Origin of the sequence: Pediococcus argentinicus, assembly GCF_001437605.1 — a bacterium.
In the GTDB taxonomy this organism is placed as follows: domain Bacteria; phylum Bacillota; class Bacilli; order Lactobacillales; family Lactobacillaceae; genus Pediococcus; species Pediococcus argentinicus.
This window is the reverse complement of record NZ_JQCQ01000001.1, coordinates 64,647-80,966: the sequence shown is the minus strand read 5'-3', so window position 1 is coordinate 80,966 and position 16,320 is coordinate 64,647. Positions and strand designations below refer to the sequence as shown.

General features: G+C 36.5%; 18 protein-coding genes. All 18 read right to left on the bottom strand.

The window, feature by feature from the left end:
• Positions 1–34: 34 nt before the first annotated feature.
• The gene (locus tag IV88_RS00380) at positions 35–355 is read right to left on the bottom strand and encodes a hypothetical protein (RefSeq protein ID WP_057797575.1); all 321 of its coding nucleotides are present in this window, start codon (positions 353–355) and stop codon (positions 35–37) included.
• Positions 356–359: 4 nt separating this feature from the next.
• The gene (locus tag IV88_RS00375) at positions 360–1,625 is read right to left on the bottom strand and encodes a tetratricopeptide repeat protein (protein WP_057797573.1); all 1,266 of its coding nucleotides are present in this window, start codon (positions 1,623–1,625) and stop codon (positions 360–362) included.
• A 69-nt stretch (positions 1,626–1,694) separates the two neighbouring features.
• Positions 1,695–1,970: an HU family DNA-binding protein gene (locus IV88_RS00370; protein WP_057797570.1), complete on the bottom strand. Its 276-nt coding sequence runs from the start codon at positions 1,968–1,970 to the stop codon at positions 1,695–1,697.
• A 189-nt stretch (positions 1,971–2,159) separates the two neighbouring features.
• Positions 2,160–3,467 (bottom strand): ribosome biogenesis GTPase Der, encoded by a 1,308-nt coding sequence (gene der, locus IV88_RS00365; protein WP_057797568.1) that lies wholly within the window; start codon positions 3,465–3,467, stop codon positions 2,160–2,162.
• A 63-nt stretch (positions 3,468–3,530) separates the two neighbouring features.
• Entirely contained in the window at positions 3,531–4,748 is a 1,218-nt protein-coding gene (gene rpsA / locus IV88_RS00360; protein WP_057797566.1) for a 30S ribosomal protein S1, read from the bottom strand.
• Between the two features lie 84 nt (positions 4,749–4,832).
• Complete coding sequence (gene cmk, locus IV88_RS00355; protein WP_057797565.1) at positions 4,833–5,504, bottom strand: (d)CMP kinase; 672 nt, start codon at positions 5,502–5,504, stop codon at positions 4,833–4,835.
• An 18-nt stretch (positions 5,505–5,522) separates the two neighbouring features.
• Positions 5,523–6,182: a LysM peptidoglycan-binding domain-containing protein gene (locus IV88_RS00350; RefSeq protein ID WP_057797562.1), complete on the bottom strand. Its 660-nt coding sequence runs from the start codon at positions 6,180–6,182 to the stop codon at positions 5,523–5,525.
• An 84-nt stretch (positions 6,183–6,266) separates the two neighbouring features.
• Positions 6,267–7,682, bottom strand: a complete 1,416-nt coding sequence (locus IV88_RS00345) for a RecQ family ATP-dependent DNA helicase (RefSeq protein WP_057797560.1) — start codon at positions 7,680–7,682, stop codon at positions 6,267–6,269.
• Positions 7,675–8,706, bottom strand: a complete 1,032-nt coding sequence (locus IV88_RS00340; protein ID WP_057797559.1) for a helix-turn-helix domain-containing protein — start codon at positions 8,704–8,706, stop codon at positions 7,675–7,677. Before IV88_RS00340 ends, IV88_RS00345 begins: the two co-directional genes overlap by 8 nt.
• A gap of 6 nt (positions 8,707–8,712) precedes the next feature.
• Positions 8,713–9,435 carry a pseudouridine synthase gene (locus IV88_RS00335; protein ID WP_057797557.1) on the bottom strand — a complete coding sequence of 241 codons (723 nt, stop codon included), beginning with the start codon at positions 9,433–9,435 and terminating at the stop codon, positions 8,713–8,715.
• Positions 9,428–10,036, bottom strand: coding sequence for an SMC-Scp complex subunit ScpB (gene scpB / locus IV88_RS00330; protein WP_057797555.1), 609 nt, complete (start codon positions 10,034–10,036; stop codon positions 9,428–9,430). The genes IV88_RS00335 and scpB overlap by 8 nt, the downstream gene beginning before the upstream one ends.
• A gap of 1 nt (position 10,037) precedes the next feature.
• The gene (locus tag IV88_RS00325; RefSeq protein WP_057797553.1) at positions 10,038–10,784 is read right to left on the bottom strand and encodes a segregation and condensation protein A; all 747 of its coding nucleotides are present in this window, start codon (positions 10,782–10,784) and stop codon (positions 10,038–10,040) included.
• On the bottom strand, positions 10,768–11,139 hold the full coding sequence (locus IV88_RS00320; RefSeq protein WP_057797552.1) for a hypothetical protein: 372 nt from the start codon (positions 11,137–11,139) through the stop codon (positions 10,768–10,770). Before IV88_RS00320 ends, IV88_RS00325 begins: the two co-directional genes overlap by 17 nt.
• 14 nt (positions 11,140–11,153) lie before the next feature.
• Positions 11,154–12,041, bottom strand: a complete 888-nt coding sequence (xerD, locus tag IV88_RS00315) for a site-specific tyrosine recombinase XerD (RefSeq protein ID WP_057797549.1) — start codon at positions 12,039–12,041, stop codon at positions 11,154–11,156.
• 3 nt (positions 12,042–12,044) lie between these two features.
• Positions 12,045–12,914: a CvfB family protein gene (locus IV88_RS00310; RefSeq protein ID WP_057797548.1), complete on the bottom strand. Its 870-nt coding sequence runs from the start codon at positions 12,912–12,914 to the stop codon at positions 12,045–12,047.
• A gap of 8 nt (positions 12,915–12,922) precedes the next feature.
• Positions 12,923–13,381 (bottom strand): DUF441 domain-containing protein, encoded by a 459-nt coding sequence (locus tag IV88_RS00305; RefSeq protein ID WP_057797546.1) that lies wholly within the window; start codon positions 13,379–13,381, stop codon positions 12,923–12,925.
• Positions 13,382–13,505: 124 nt separating this feature from the next.
• Complete coding sequence (gene pyk / locus IV88_RS00300) at positions 13,506–15,269, bottom strand: pyruvate kinase (RefSeq protein ID WP_057797544.1); 1,764 nt, start codon at positions 15,267–15,269, stop codon at positions 13,506–13,508.
• A 63-nt stretch (positions 15,270–15,332) separates the two neighbouring features.
• Positions 15,333–16,301, bottom strand: coding sequence for a 6-phosphofructokinase (gene pfkA / locus IV88_RS00295; protein WP_057797542.1), 969 nt, complete (start codon positions 16,299–16,301; stop codon positions 15,333–15,335).
• Positions 16,302–16,320 lie beyond the last annotated feature (19 nt).

The following is a 16,320-nucleotide window of genomic DNA, read 5'->3' as shown; positions in this document are numbered from 1 at the left end:
CTCCTTAAGTTAATGTATCTACAACTATAACATGTTAGCTAAACAATTTCTTGAGTTGGTCAACTGAAATTTCTGATTCAAATTGGCGATCAATGGCCCAAAAATATTTCGAATTATCCTTACTTTTCCCAACTACAGCCCATACACAGCGTTCATTAAAACTAGTAAGAAGTTTAATTTGATATGTTTTGGTTAAATTATTTTTTAAAAATTCTTGTTGATTATTAAAATCAATTTGCTGGAATTCTTGACCATCGTTTTGGTTATCAAAATGAACATGCATTGAACGCATTAATTCTGCGCCTTTTTTATTAAACTTAGGAGCCCAATCTTTTAATTTATAATTATCATTCATGATTTTAATATCCCTGCTCTTCATAAAATTCTAGATTTTCTTGCATTTCTGAATCAGTCGGGTTCAGGCTAATGTAGGAACGGAGAATCGACACTGCTAGTTCTATATCGCCGTTTTCGCGTAAGAAATTATAATAGTCTTTCAAAAATTCCACATTATCTTGAAGTTCCACACTTGCATTTTTAAAATGCTTTGCAGCTGGTTCAAATTGTTCAGACTTCCATAGTGCAACGCCATAATACCAATTCACTTGAGGATCATCAATTTCAGTACCATTTAATAAATCAATTGTTTTAGCAAACTGATCAATACGATTGTAGAAAGAAGCTAGTCGGATAATGACAGTAACATTCTCTGAATCCACCTGGTGAGCAGTTTCAAGATATTTCTGAACTAATTCATCTTCTTGTTGGTGTTCTGCCATAGTAGCAGCAAGAAGGAATAAGTCAACGTTGTAACTGTCAACTCCCAAACCAGTTTGCGCAACTTTAAGTGCATCCGACCACTGTTCAAGGTCCGCATGGGTTTGAATCAGATATGGATAAGCTGAAGCATAATTAGAATCCATCTCAATTACTCGTTCAAAAGTAGATTGCGCATGCTCAGTATCCTTCAATTGTAGATAAGTTAGTCCCTTCTGGAATAAAATATCTGGTGTTAAATCTTCATCATGAATCTGATCAAAATAAGCAATAGCTGTTTCAAACTTACCAGAAGCACCATATGCAACAGCTAAGCGTTCTACAACATTAATCTTAGCAAAGCTAGGGATACCCATTTTAATGAGCTCTAAATAGTATTTTACGGCCCTAGGATAGTCTTGCAATAAATTATATAACTCACCCAAAGCAACAATGACAGCCGGCTCTTCTGGTGCAATTTCATAGGCAGTTAATAGTTTTGTTTCAGAAGCTTCATAAAGCTCTTCTGTTTGATATAAATCGGCTTCTACCATTAACGCCGATAAATATGCGTCTGAGTCTTCGGAAACTTGTTTTAAATGTTCAAGTGCTTCATCATTTTTGCCTTGACCAATTTCGATATCAGCCATTGCAACATACAATTCTCCGTCTTCAGGAAATTCTTGACTAAGCTTTTGATAAATTCTCAAAGCTTTTCCATCAAATCCAAGTCCATAAAGCTCCTCTGCTAAATTATAAAGAATTTCTGAATCATCTTTACGTAAGGCCCATCCAAATAAACGGTTGGATTCGTCAATATTACCGGATTCTAGAGCATCTAACATTCGTTCTGAATATGTTTTGTCCATTTTATTACCTCATAGCAAACAAAAAGACCAGCATAACAAAAGCTATGCTGATCAAAAGTTCAGAAACCATTATTTAACTGCATCTTTCAATGCTTTACCTGGTTTGAAGGCTGGAACCTTGCTTGCAGGGATTTCGATTTCTTTACCGGTTTGTGGGTTGCGGCCCTTACGAGCTGCGCGAGAACGTACTTCAAAAGTACCAAAACCGATCAATTGAACTTTTTCGCCCTTCTTCAAGTTGTCTTGAACTGAGCCAAATACAGCGTCAACAGCTGCTGTTGCATCCTTCTTGGTTAAACCAGTTTTCTTTGCAACGTTGTCAACTAATTCTGCTTTGTTTGCCATGTGTTTCACCTCCTATAAGAGATTAAAGTTAACATTACTTTCATAATATTAACGGTGTCATTCTTGAGTGGTCCAAAAACGACGAAATAATAACCCCTAACGGCATCATTTCATGTTGAAATATATCATAGAAACAGCGTTGTGGCAAGCTTTTTCACGCTTTTTGAACCAAATTATCGCAATTTATAACTATTTTCGGTGTCTTTCTATCAAATGGACCGGAGTTCCTTTAAAATCAAAGGCTTCGCGAATTCTATTCTCTAAGAAACGTTCATATGAAAAATGCATTAAATCTGGATCATTCACAAAAATAACAAATGTTGGTGGTGCCGTACTTACTTGAGTTGCGTAATAAATACGAAGACGTTTTCCGTTATCACTAGGTGTTGGATTAACAGCAATCGCATCCATAATAACATCGTTAAGAGCAGATGATTGTACACGTCGTTCGTGATTAGTATTCACTTCTTTAATTAAGGCTGGTAGATTTGACAATCTTTGTTTTGTTAAAGCCGATACGAATACAATGGGTGCATAGCTTAGATAAACAAATTGTTCACGAATTCCTTCTTCAAATTCATGAAGTGTATGATTATCTTTCTTCAGCGTATCCCATTTATTAACTACAATGATAATACCGCGTCCTGCTTCATGAGCATAACCCGCGATTCTTTTATCTTGTTCGCGAATTCCTTCTTCGGCATTTAAAACCATTAAAACAACATCACTGTTGTCAATAGCTTTCATAGCACGCATCACGCTATAACGTTCAGTGTTTTCATAAACCTTACCACGTTTACGCATACCAGCTGTATCAACCATCACGAATTCACTATCATCGTTAGTAAAACGTGTATCGATTGCATCACGGGTCGTACCAGCAATATCAGAAACAATCACTCGATTCTCTCCCAAAATTGCATTCACAAGTGAAGACTTACCAACATTAGGCCGACCAATCAAACTAAAACGAATTGCACTATCTTCCTCGTCAACTTCGTGTTCTGGAAAGTGACTGATAACTGCATCCAATAAATCTCCTAATCCAAGCCCATGACTACCAGATAATGGATATGGATCGCCAAAGCCAAGGCTATAAAAATCATAAATATCTTGCCTTAATTCGACATTATCAACTTTATTAACGGCCAAAATAACTGGCTTGTCAGCTCGATAAAGAATTTTAGCAACTGCTTCATCAGCATCACTAATACCTTCTTTTACACTAACCAAAAAGATAATAACGTCAGCCTCATCAATGGCTAGCTCAGCTTGGTCTTTAATCTCTTGCAAAAATGGTTCGTCACCAATTTGAATACCACCGGTATCAATCAAATTGAATGGTTTTCCTAACCATTCTGTGTGTGTATAAATACGATCTCGAGTTACTCCGGGAGTATCTTCTACAATTGATATTCTTTCTCCAGCAATACGATTAAAGATTGTTGATTTACCAACATTTGGTCGACCAACTATTGCAACAGTTGGATTACTCATAAAATTACCTCTCTACTAAAACAAAGGGAGTTAAACTAACCCCCTTTGTCTGAAATATCTATATTAGTTGTTGTCGTTATCTTTAAGATCTTTACCAATGATGTCGCCTAAAGTGAATCCTGTTTCTTCTTCAGGAGCATCATTCTTAAAGTTAACTGATTCGTTGTGGTTACTTTGTTCTTTAGAGTCAGCTGGTGCTTCTTCTAAAGCTTTAATTGAAAGTGCCAAACGACGATCTTCAGGGTTAACTTCTAATACTTTAACCTTGACGCTTTCACCAGATTTAAGAACATCTCCTGGTGTAGCAACATGTTTGTGAGAAATTTGTGAAATGTGAACTAATCCTTCAACACCAGGGAATACTTCAACAAATGCACCAAAGTCTGTCAAACGTTTTACAGTACCATCAAGAACTGATCCAGCAGGTGCTTTTTCAGCAATATTATCCCATGGTCCTGGTTGTGTTTGCTTAATTGAAAGTGAAATACGGTCTTTGTCTTCATCAATTGCAAGAACTTTAACCTTAACTTCTTCACCAACCTTAAGAATGTCAGAAGGCTTGTTTACACGTTCGTAAGCAATTTCTGAAATGTGAACAAGTCCGTCAACACCACCAAGGTCTACGAAAGCACCAAAGTTTGTTAAACGAGCTACCTTACCTTCAACAACATCGCCGACGTTGATTGAGCTAAGTACTTCAGCACGTTTTTCAGCACGTTCTGCGTTTAAGATTGCCTTGTGAGACAAGATCAAACGATTTTCTTCAGGTTTAACTTCGATGATCTTAACTTTAAGAGTTTGCCCCTTGTAAGCATTTAAATCATCAACGAAACGATTCTCAATCATTGAAGCAGGAATAAATCCACGAACGCCAGCGTCAACAACTAAACCACCCTTAACAACTTGTGTAACGGGTACTTCAAGAACTTCGTCGTTAGCAGCTTTTGCTTCGATATCTTTCCAGACTTCGCGTGCTTGAACTCGCTTGCGTGATAGTAAGTAACTACCACCTTCTTTATCATTACCGATACGAGAAACAACAACAAGTTCCATCTCGTCACCGATCTTAGCAATATCACTAATATTATCGACGTGTTGAGTAGAGAGTTCACGAAGTGGAACAACACCTTCGACACCTGCGCCTTGAATACCAACGATTAACTGACGGTCATCATCAATATCTAAAACCTCTCCTGTAACTACGTCACCAATTTTTACTTCTTCAACGCTATTAATTGCGTTGAGTAAATCACTGTTTTGATTATTATCATTTTCGGTCATCCGAATAGTCCCCCTTCAACAGCACTTATAAGTACATAATATCTAAAAACTGACTGAAAAGCTAGTTTATTTCATCAGTAAGTGCTAATTTCTTACATTTTCGACAATTTCTAATATTTTATTAACCACATCATCGATACCCATTGAAGTAGTATCAACTTCAATAGCATCGCTAGCTTTAGTTAATGGTGAAACTTTTCTAGTTGAATCTTTATGATCTCGAACTTCGATTTCTTTTTTCAAAGTTTCTAAACTAGTTTTAATACCCTTTTGTTGATTTTCTTTAAATCTACGTTCAGCACGTTCGTCAACACTGGCAATCAAGAAGATTTTCACTTCAGCATTGGGTAAAACAGCACTACCAATATCGCGACCATCCATTACAATACCACCTTTACCAGCAATATCGCGTTGACGATCAGTTAAAATCGAACGAACTTCTTTTAATGCAGCTACTGTTGATACTGAATTTGTAACTTCCGGTGTTCGAATATCATCAGTAATTTCATTACCATCAATAAAAACTTTTTGAACTGGATTACCTGGGGCAAAACTAATCTCAGTATCTTCAAGCATTTTTACAATGGCTGATTCATCATTCAAGTCAATGTGATTTTGAAGTGCTTTAAAAGTAACCGAACGATACATAGCACCCGTATCACAGTAAATATAACTCAATTTATTAGCAACAATTTTTGCAACAGTACTTTTTCCGGCTGATGCGGGTCCATCAATCGCAATCTGTAATTTTTTCATTTTTGAACTCTCCATAAATTATTTTACTCTTAGTTGTTGTCCAGGTTGGATATCTGATGAACTAGTTAAACCATTCATTTCTAACAATTGTTGAACCGAAATACCGTTGTTAACAGCTACACGGTAAACACCTTGGCCAGCTTGAACAGTTGCATATTTACCTGACGCATTATTAGTTGAATTACTACTGTTACTTTGACTGTTATTGTCTTTTTGAGTTTGTTGTTGATCTGTTTCTTTCTTGGCAGCCATAGATTGCTTATCAGCAGCTTCCTTTTGCTTCTTCACTGATTCACTATCTTTTTTTGCAGAAGCTTTGGACTCAGATTCTGAGCCTTTTGACTCTGATTCGGCCTTCTCAGATTGTTTATCTGCACTTGATTTCGAACTATCAGAACTACTTTTACTATCACTATCACTCTTGCTACTCTTAGATGACTGAGCAACTTCAGTTTTGGGATTGGATGCCTGATTAAAGTCGCCACGGTTCATCATAAATACAACCACTGAGGCAGCTGCAAAAAGGGCAATCACTGATGCTAAAATTAGAACCATACTACGTGATCCACGAGATTTTTTCTGGAAGCTTTGTCGAGATAATCCCTCCGTTTCTTTAGAGGTATCTTTTTTATCTCCATCAAAGTTTTTGTCCCACAAATTATTATCTTTCTTTGCCATAATCTTATCCTTTCCCTTAATACTATCGGTTATGTATTTTAGCGTATAAATCATAAAAAAACCAGATTTACACGTGAACTTATATTAATTAAAAAGTGAATTTATTTTTTCTTGCCAGTCAATCATTTTAAAGACCTTCGAATCAGCATTTTCATTCTTGGGGAAAGTAGGCAAATGTTCCATTCCTCCACAACAATTATCATCATGCTGGTTGAACTCTTGATCGAAATGTTGTAGCAAATACTGACGATGACATCCTTTTTCATTTACGAGGTGTAGCATCTCAGCGAGCTCATCTTTTTTCTGTAAATGTTGTTGTTGAAATAAATTTTTTATTTGATCAGCTTTTAGCCCATTTTGTTGGTAAAACTGTACAAGATTTCGATCTGAACTTCCTTGATTGTTACCTTCAAAATATTGATCAATCATTTCCTCAGAAGGAATTGAAAAATTATTCAATAAACTTGGAACCTTCTCATCACCCAACTGATATAGCATAATTGCCGCACTGGGTTGACCATCACGACCCGCTCGACCAATTTCTTGAACGTAGCTCTCAATATCACCTGGCATATGGAAATGAACTACATATCGAATATTATCCTTATCGATCCCCATTCCAAATGCACTGGTAGCACAGATTAAGTCTAAACGATTATTCGCAAATTGACTTTGGATTTGGTGACGTTCGTAATTAGACATCCCCGCATGATACGGAGCCACCCTTAATCCTAGTTGATTGCTAATTAAATCACTGACTTGATTTGCAGCCTTGCGACTTGAAAAATAAATAATTCCTCCACTAGGCAGTGTTGGCAATAATTCTAATAAATAGTCTAATTTACTTTCGGAAGGATCAAATATTTTAAATCCAAGATAGATATTTGGACGATCTACTGATGTAATAAATTCGTTTACATTTCCACTGTCTAAATTCATATACTTTAATATTCCAGCACGAGTCTTTTTAGATGCAGTGGCCGTTAACATTAATGTAGTCGGCTTTCCTAAATACTTTCGAACCTCACCTAGCTTTAAATAATCGGGACGAAATGATTTTCCCCACTGAACAATGCAATGAGCTTCATCGATCACTAATAAACCGATTCCTACCGTTTTCAGAGCCTGTCTTACATTATCTTTTTGTAAGGTTTCTGGGGAGGTAAAAATAAATTGAAATTTCTGTAAATTATTCAGCACACGCTCTTGTTCAGGCAATGTTTGCCGAGAACTCAATTCAGTAACCTTCTTCTCCCCAAGTAACTGTAAACGACCAATTTGATCTTGTATTAGCGATAGTAACGGAGTCACAATTAATACTCTTTGATTCGAAGTAAAACCGTACATCTGATAAATTAAAGACTTTCCACTTCCCGTGGGTAAAATTGCCAGCGTATCTTGCTGTTTACTCAGTGATTCTAATATCTCTAACTGTCCCTCTCTGAATTGACTAAATCCAAATTTTTCTTTCAAAACTTGGCTAAAATTAACTTCAGTCATTTAGTCTCCTCCTTTGGGTCTCTGTAATTTGTAGTAAGCGAAATTCAAAAAAAGATAAATTGCCATACTTTGCATTAAAATCCTCAATGGACCACTGACTAGGCGCTATTTCCAAAGCTTGCACATCCTTAATAATATCTTCAGTAATGTTTTCAGGATGATAATTAAAATCGGACACTAAAATAACTGACATTAAGATATGCTCTTGAACCGTGCCAGTTTTTATTCTTCGCATATTGGCAATTTCTGCTACCGTACGATTTTGATTACTAATTAGTTGCCATGTCAGCTCAGCACTATGCGTTAGTTTTGTATTAGACAATGTTGATAACAACAGTTGATTTAAAAGAGATAAATTCGAATCTTTTACAATTTGACCAATTCTACTAAAAATAATATTAATTCTTTCCTCGATGATCCAAGGTTCAATCATTAGAATCTTAGAAAACTGATCCGTGGTTAGTCCGTCTTCGTTATAACCGACGAGCAAATTGAAAAATAAATTGGCATCATCATGACTCAGTTGATTTCCAACCTGTATTAATTCATCTTTAAAAGTAGTAATTATGTCCGCATTTTTATTTTTAATAAACCATTTCTTAACAATAAAAGTGGTCTGTTCGTCAGCTTGAATCGGAATATACTTATTATTCTGGTGTTGATACTGAGATATTATCTGAATAGCCAATGTTAAACTAGAACGCCAAAGATATTGGTTTAGCTGTGCCTGAAAGCCGCTAGGAACCACCGTGCTCACTGAAGCTATTAGTTGGCTACCAAGTGGTGTAAGTAGATACTCATCATCTTTAACGGTCAAATAACCTTTATTTACAGACTTTGATAAAGTTCTTAAAAAGTCTTGTTCATTGAATCCAAGATCAAAGCTTAACCAATTTAACAAATTATATTGAAGACCCCAAAAAAGCGTCGAAACTGTTTGTTTTCCACGCAATAGATTTGAAATTATTTTGGGTCTCCGAGCTTGTTTTAAATCAAAAAAACGAATAGCTCTAATCGTAATCATACAAAATCACATTCCAAATTGTTGTTTTAATCGATTAACTTCAGAAACTTTAAGTGCACGCCATTTTCCAGGTTGTAAGCCATCAGTATTTAAAAAACCATATGATTCACGTTTTAGTTTCATAACCGGATGCCCAATGGCTTGGAACATATTCTTAACTTGATGATTACGTCCTTCATGAATTGTCAGTTGAATAACAGCCGTTTGCTTTTCAGTATCCGAACTAAGAATCTTAGCCTTAGCCTTAGCTGTTTTCTTATGATCTATGACGACGCCCTTTTCTAAGCGCTCAATCTTTTCAATACTTGGAATTCCCTTGACCTTAGCAGTATAAGTCTTTTCAAATTTATACTTAGGATGAGTAATTTTATTAGCCAATTCTCCATCATTGGTCATTAATAGTGCACCTGAAGTATCGTAATCTAAACGACCAACTGGGTAAATTCTTTGAACCACATCAGGGAAAAAGCTCATGATAGTTGAACGATTTTTTTCATCATGAACTGATGTAATAACACCACGTGGTTTGTACAAAAGAAAATAAACGAGGTTTTCTTTTTGAATTGGAACACCATCAACTTCAATACGGTCGTGTCGTTCAACTTTAAATCCTTGTTCCGTAACAGCTTTTCCATTAACCCAAACTCGTCCGGCAGCAATCAATTCTTCAGATTTTCTTCTGGATGCTACCCCTGCTTCTGCCATTACTTTTTGTAATCTTTCACTCATCTTGTTCTCCATCCTTTTCAGTTATAACAGCTGACTGATTAAACTCTTTCAAGAATAAATCACCTGTGGAATCGTTATTTTCGTCTGTAGTCTTTATTTGCGGAAGATCTGGCAATTCCTTTAAATCTGTAATTCCAAAATAGTCCAAAAAATCACTCGTGGTTCCGTATGTTTTAGGACGGCCAGGCTCATCTAAACGACCAACTTCACAAACTAAGTCACGTGCAACTAAATTTTGAATCGTTGCTCCACTTTGAACTCCCCGAATTGAATCTATTTCGACCCGTGTAATAGGTTGCTTGTATGCAATAATAGATAAAATTTCCAAAGATGCCTGTGACAGCGACGATTGAAGTGGTTGTTCAAAATACTTTCCTAATAACGAGGATAACTCTTTTTTAGTTGTTAAGCGGTACGTCTCATTTGATTCAATTATTTGAAGCGCAGAATCTTGATTAGATTGATACTCATGACTCAGCTCATCTAACATATTTCTGATGGCTGGTTTAGAGAACCCAGTTAAATCTGCAAGATTTGCCAGAGAAATACCTACCTCTCCACTAACAAACAATAATCCTTCTAAATCTTGTTTACTACTCATATTATTTTTCTTGAATTTCCTTTATTAAAATTGAATCAAAAAGTTCATTTTGTTGAAGTATAACCTGATTGTCTTTAACCAATTCCAGCAAAGCCATAAAAGTGGTTACTAAATTAACTCGATCTATTACATCATCAAAAAGATTCTCAAATAAGACCCCTTGCTTGTAATGATGAACTTGATCTTTAACCTGTATCATTCTATCACCAATCGAAACCTCATCTTCTTGAATCGTTTGATGAATTGGTTCGTTGGTAAGCTTTTTAGCAATCATCTTTTCAAAAGCCTTTTGTAAGTCTGATAACTGAACTCCAGGCGTTACCAAATTTAGATTAATATCATCAGGAACGTCAGCCTGTGGTCTTGTAAATAGCTGTTTACGTTGTCCTTCAAGATCTTTAAGATTCACTGATGCTTCTTGATAACGCTGATACTCAATTAATTGATCCATTAAATCATTTCTTGGATCATCTTCGTCTCCAATATCATCTGGGACCTCCGTATTTGGCAATAACATCTTTCCCTTAATCTCGGTTAAAGTGGCTGCCATTACCAAATACTCACCAGCAATATCTAACTGTAATTCTTTTTGAGCATGCAAGTAATCAAGGTACTGTGTAGTAATGCTACTAATTTTAATATCATAAATATCCATTTCAGATATTCGAATTAAATGAAGCAAGAGATCCAACGGTCCCTCAAATTCATCAATTTTTATTGTTGGTAATGTTTCATTCATTTGTGCCATTTATATTTTGACCCATCTCAAATCTTTCCATCATTGAACTAGTTGCAATGGTACCGATTAGTCTTCTTTCTGGATAAATACTTTGTAAAGATCTAAGAACTTCATTTTCATTGAAAACTGTTTCCTCATCAGGAATAAATCCCAGTCGATCAATAATAACAAAATCTTTTTGCAATATAACTAATACCACGCCAATAAACTGCTGATCTTGTTGATCAAGATAGATATAACGATCATTGCGGTTAGTAAAATACTGTAACGTATCATTAACCTGATCCAAACTATCAATACCTGAAACGCAAGACAAGAGTCCCATAGTGGTTTTGTGATTTGATTCAGTATATCTAACTAACATGTTACTCCTTACCTTTAAGCACGAGGATGATATTTATTATACACATTCGTCAATCTTTGTTGGGTGACATGCGTGTAAATTTGAGTTGTAGAAATATCCGCATGACCTAACAATTCTTGTACAATTCGCAAATCTGCACCATTTTCCAACAGATGTGTTGCAAATGAATGTCTGAGAGTATGTGGCGTAATATTTTTGGTTATCCCAGCTTTTAACACTAACTGTTTAAGGTTCTTCCAAATTCCTTGGCGCGTCATAGGACGACCATGTTGATTTAGAAAAACAATGTCGTAATTTTGATTTTTTAATAAAGCTCCACGAGGACCCTGTAAATATTCATTTAGCCACTTAATTGCGACGTCTCCAATTGGTATAACACGTTGTTTATCACCTTTACCAACCGTTTCAATTAATCCCATTTCCAAATGTAATTCATTTAGATTTAAATGGATTAATTCACTGACACGCAATCCGGTTGCATACATAACCTCTAAAATAGCCCGATCACGGACACCTAAATTTGTCGCCGTATTTGGTGTAGCCAGTAGTCTTTCAACCTCATCCGTAGTAAGAATAGAGGGTAAATGCTGAGCTTTCTTTGGTGGAACAATATTATTCATTGGATTATCTGTAATCATATTAATTTGTAACAAATACAAAAAGAATTTTCGTAAGCTAGAGATAGCATGAATAATTGAATTACGAGAAATTCCAGCTCGATCCAATTCGTCAAGAAAATTTAAAATAACATAACGATCGACGTTTTTAATATCTTTGATGTTTTCTTTAGATAAAAAAGTTATAAATCGTCTAAGTTCCTGCCGATAACTTACTACCGTATTTTGTGACAAACCTTTTTCGACAACTAAAGCATGCAGATACTCTTCTACCAGACGATCCATATTCTAATCCTCTGACTTAAGCTCAATACCCTCGTCAGTTTGATTAATGATACCGACTTTTAATAGATGACCCAAAGCACGCTTAAATTGGCCCTTACTAATTCCTAGAGTTTTTTTAATTTCGACTGGATCACTATGATCATTTAGATTCAAACTGTGTTCTGAACTATGTTCCAATAGAGCTAATACCATAGCAGCATCATCACCAATTGCTTCATAACCTCTAGGTTTCAATGAAAGGTTCAATGAACCATCCTGCTGAACTTTGATGACACGTGCAGTCAATTGTTCTCCTAAACGAGGTTCTTCATTACGCTCTGATGGATGAATAAAACCAACATAGAAATCGTCAGTAAAGACAATCGTTCCAACAATCTTCAAACGATAAGCTGTAGCAGATACATTCTTATTAGTCATCGCAGTATTTGCGCGTTGAGCCAATGCACGAAAAACAGAATCGTCAGCCAATTTAGCCCACATGCGATTTTTATTATCGACAGTAATACGCACAAGTAAACGGTCTCCCATATTAGGCCATAATCTATTTTCTGTGGAAAGCTCATCCAGAGAAACAACTATATCTTTGTTTGGTAAACCAATATCTACAAAGACACCTAAATCACGACGAACACGAACTACTTTGGCCCAACCAAAACGGCCCACACGAATATCTGGAGCCTCTCGAGTAATTTGAAGTTCATGATTAACATTTTCGTATGCAAAACCAGAAAAAAAACTGCCCTGTTTCAAAGGCTTCTTAATTTCTTTTTTATCTAGACGATAGGTTTTAACATCCTCTAATTGAACAAAGTAAAACTGATCATTTTCATCAATCACTTTTCCTTTTGATACTTTTCCTAATAATGATTCCATTATTTTCCTCATTTCACTTGAATCTGAAGCATTTGAATAATTAAATACGCAATTCCAGAAGCAATAACTGGTCCCGCAGCAATACCGTTTAAGAAAACTACACCCATAATAGTTCCGAATACTAAAGCAACAGTTACTTCAGGGCTTGCCGCAAGAAAGCCAACCCCTCTTGCCGATAAAATGGAAACTAGTACACCACATGCAATGGCAATCCAACCAACAGGGCTCTTGAAAGAATTAATCAAGTCCATAAAACCAATTTTCCCAGTAGCAATCGGAATTAAAATAGCGACAGATATGACTGTCACACCCCAATTAATTCCCTGCTTACTGATAATATCAAAGAGTTGTGCAGTGTTAGGAATGGCTTTTAACAATAAGACGACAAAGCAAGCAATCATTAAAGATTGATTCTTACCAAGAAAAGCAATTACTAAAATACTAAATAAAAAAAGCCAACTTTCCATTTTGATCTTCCACTCCAATTTTAGTTTACATAAATCAATTTTACTAGAAAGCAAACTCAATTGCACTAGAAATAAAAAAAACGCAACCAAATTGGTTACGTTTCTTTGTTTAAACTAATTTATCTTAAAGTGCGTTTGATGCACCGTGGTAAATAACACCGCGACGTGAGTCTACAGTAATTAATTCTTCATCAGAAAGAATTGATGTAGCATTTTGAACACCAACGATAACAGGAATGCCCATTGAAATACCAACAACAGCTGCATGTGATGTTAAACCACCATTTTCAACAACTAAAGCACTTGATTTTTCAATAGCTGGTAAGTAATCCTTATCAGTTGTCTTTGTAACAAGAATTCCGCCTTCAACAGCTTTGCTGTTTGCTTCTTCAGCAGAAGTTGCAATAACAGCTTTACCAATAACTGTTTCATCACCGACACCTTGTCCAGCTGCAAGTTTTGAACCAATTAATTGAAGTTTCATCATGTTTGTTGTACCACTTTCACCAACTGGAACACCAGCAGTGATTAAGATCAAGTCGCCTTCCTTAGCGAACCCAAGGTCAACAGCTTTGTTAGCAGCTAAATCAAACATTTCATCTGTAGTAGATGGCTTGTCAGCAACGATTGGGTGAACACCCCAGTTAACTGTCAATCCACGACGAACACGTTCGTCAAATGTGATAGCTAAAATATCAGCATCTGGACGGTATTTAGAAATCATACGTGCAGTGTAACCAGATTGTGTAGCAGCAACAATTGTTTTAACACCTAAGTTACGTGCAGCACGAGCAACGGCAGCACCAATTGTTTCTGTAACATCACTTTGGTCAAACTTGTTTATTTGTAAGTTACCATCTTCAGCAAGTGCATTTTCAGCTTTTTCGTCAATCTTAGCCATTGTTGCGACAGCTTCAACTGGGTAATCACCATTAGCACTTTCACCAGAAAGCATAGTAGCATCTGTACCATCCCAAACGGCGTTAGCAACATCAGAAGCTTCAGCACGTGTTGGACGTGGGTTTTCGATCATTGAGTCAAGCATTTGTGTAGCTGTGATAACTGGTAAACCAACAGCATTACATTTCTTGATTAATGATTTTTGTACCAAAGGAACATTTTCAGCTGGAATTTCAACACCCATGTCACCACGAGCAATCATGATACCATCTGAAACCTTTAAGATTTCGTCAGCGTTGTCAATACCTTCTTGAGATTCGATCTTAGGGAAGATTTGAACGTCAGCCATATCTTTTTCTTCAAGAAGTTGACGAATGTCTAAAACATCTTGAGGTTTACGAACGAAACTTGCAGCGATGTAGTTAATGTTCATTTCGTCACAACCGAAACGAATATCGCTAGCATCTTTTTCAGTAATACCTGGTAAGTTAATTGAAACACCAGGAGCATTTGTACCCTTACGTGAACCAAGAGTACCGTTATTAGTTGCATGAACAACTAATTCGCGTTTTTCTTCGTCTTTTTCGTCAATCTTAAAATCAAGTAAACCATCGTCGAATAATACGTGACCACCAACATGAACATCATCATAAAGGCCATCGTATGTAACAGCAATTACATCCTTGGTTGTTTCTAAAGATTCGTCCATTGAAATACGTGCTTTGTCGCCAGTATGGTATTCTTGGTTACCATCTTTTTGAGCAGTTGTACGGATTTCAGCACCCTTTGTATCCAATAAGATACCAACTGTTTTACCAGTGATCTTTTCAGCTTCCATAACCTTGTTGTAACGGTCTAAATGTTCAGCATGATCACCATGTGAAAAGTTGAAACGGAATACGTTTGCACCGGCTTCGATTAATTTTACAATTGTATCTACGTCAGTACTTGCGGGTCCAAGTGTTGAAACAATCTTGGTTTTCTTCATTACTAAATCTCTCCTTTGATTTAACTAATTTATAAAAGACTTTTAAGTCATTTTATCCAAATTTTAGAATGATAAGTCGTCAGCCAATTGATGTAATGAACTATCTGGTTGATGCTTAGCATTAAATAGATCAGTGATGTCATGTGCTTGAACTTTGTTGTCAAGAATACCAACAGCTAAACCACCCTTGCCTTCTAACAACAATTCAACAGCATAAGCACCCATCTTGCTTGCCAAGACACGATCACGAGCGGTTGGAACACCACCACGTTGAACATGTCCTAAGACAGTAGCACGAGCATCGAAGTCACCGTACTTCTTAAGTTGTTCGATGAATTCAGGAGCAGCATCAGAGTTTGCATCGCCTTCAGCAATAACAATAACTCCGTAATCTTTACCCTTTGCACGGTTAGCCTTAAGCTTGTTAGCAATTTCTTCGACATTGTAGTCAAAGCCAGGTGCGATAACTGCATCAGCACCAGAAGCCACACCAGCCCAAAGTGCGATGTCAGCAGCGAAACGACCCATAACTTGAACAGCAAAGACACGTTGGTGACTCTTAGCTGTGTCACGAATCTTGTCAATAGCGTCAACAGCAGTATTTAGTGCTGTATCGAAACCAATTGTGAAATCCGTATAAGGAATATCGTTATCGATTGTTCCTGGAAGACCAATTGTGTTGTAACCATGTTCAGTTAAACGAAGAGCTCCATGATAAGAACCGTCGCCACCGATAACAACTAAAGCATCAATACCGAACTTCTTAAGTTGTTCGATTCCCTTTAATTGACCTTCAACCTGAGCAAATTCAGGGTAACGAGCGGAGTACAACATTGTACCTCCTTCGTCAATTGAATCATCTAGGTCAGCAGCTTCGAACTTATGAATATCTCCGGCTACTAAACCAGCAAAACCATAATTAATTCCATATGCTTCTAAACCAGAACTGATGGCTTTTCTAGCAACGGCACGAATTGCTGCGTTCATTGCTGGAGCATCACCACCACTGGTTAAAATACCAATGCGCTTCATTAACTTTCACCTCAAAATT